Origin of the sequence: Bacteroides sp., assembly GCF_052357945.1 — a bacterium.
GTDB lineage: Bacteria > Bacteroidota > Bacteroidia > Bacteroidales > Bacteroidaceae > Bacteroides.
Map to the genome: position 1 here is coordinate 1 of NZ_DAWCXD010000178.1, position 1,594 is coordinate 1,594.

1 protein-coding gene is annotated in these 1,594 nt (G+C 43.1%); it reads right to left on the bottom strand.

The features are described from left to right. On the bottom strand, window positions 1–1,248 hold a 1,248-nt coding region (locus tag ACT8YW_RS20375; RefSeq protein WP_444106961.1), incomplete at its 3' end, for a VapE domain-containing protein. Window positions 1,249–1,594 lie beyond the last annotated feature (346 nt).

Genomic DNA, 1,594 nt, shown 5'->3' on the forward strand with positions numbered 1-1,594 from the left:
ACTGATACCCGTTGCAGTCAGAATCTGCGCCAATTGGATAGGAGTACAATTACGAAGTACAGCCGGAAACCTCTTTTTCAATTCTTGATGAATGATAGCGGCGGAGAGTGACAGACAATCCGGTTCATCCAACATGGCAGGCGCGTATATGCTGCACACAATGTCTTCTATGGGGTTGACATGATAGTATGCGCTGTTATGACGTTGCAAAGCATGTTCTTCCTCCTTGTTGAACCAGTGACGGGCATCTGCAAGCAATTCCTCTTTCAGTTGGGCGTAGATTTGTGAATGTTCAATTCCGGTACAGTCAATATCATGTTCCGCTTCAATGCAGATGAATCTGCGGCTGCCTGTCGGATCGCACAGTAAGTCAGTCCGGTTGCTTGTTCCGATGAAAGAGGCGATACGAGGCAGCGACCGGAAATTTTTCTGATAGGCTTTGCAGATGTTGAGGCTGGACATTTGCATCAGATTTTTAAGTAACGGCATCTTTTGTGCTCCGAATTTATCAAATTCATCCATGTTTAGTAACCCCATTTCGGCTAGGAGACGTTCGGGATTGCCTTGTGCGGTTAGTTTCAGATTATCCGAATAATAACGGGTTAGTTGTGGCGGCATCAGCATACGGCAGAAAGTGGATTTATGGCGTCCCTGTTCTTCGCTGATAAGTATCGGGGCTACGCTGTTTGCTTGTGTTTGATTCACTCCCAGCCATTGGGCGGCAAGTCCGAGCATCCAGGTGTGAAAGCTTTTTATCCATATAGGAGTGTCGGATACTCGCTTCGCCAAGGGCTTCAACCGATCCGTTCCGTCCCAGGCAGATAGTTCGTTCATATAAAGCCGGAAAGGGTGGTAGCTTTCCACTAGGGTAGAGTAGATGTATCTTTGAAGGTCCTTATCCCAGCAATTGATTCCTTCTTTGTGGGCTTCCAGGCAGAAAGTATTCAGTTCTCGCTTGCCTATGCGGCAGAAAGGAATTTCTCGTTGGCCGGAGGGGCGAAATTCGGTTTCTTCGGTGAGTAAGTTGTAGCGGAAGTCATATCGTACTTTCAAAAAGTCAATCACTTGTTGTGTTAGAAGGACGGGGTGTTTATGTATTTCTTGTTTATATGCTTCCTGTTCATCTATTTCTTGCATTTTCGGTACGTTCTTTGAAGTGTTCGGTGAAACGATGGCGTTTGACGATTCTTTCATCAATACTTGTATTCTTTTTGCCAAACGTTTCGAGTGATATTCTAATGTCTTCATATTTTTCTTCTTTTTAAATGAATAAATGTTGTTTTTTCGACCGGTTGATGCTGCTAAGGTATAACATGAAATATGGGGTTTGCAAGTATTTAACTAAGAAAATGTTTATTTTCTTCTGAAACGAAAAACAAGCTTTCCTATGCTGATATATCGTTACTTTGTCGTATCTTTAGTGCTTGTTTAGGAAAAGCCGACTGGAGTTGTCCGGTTGGCTGACAATAGTTGACTGAAGAGCCGATTCCAGTCGTCCGAATAGCCGATTAAAGTTGTCCTATGATGAAGTTACACATTTAAATTGATAAGAAGTAATGGCTATTGTGTTTGATTGGTATGAAAATCCTAATGC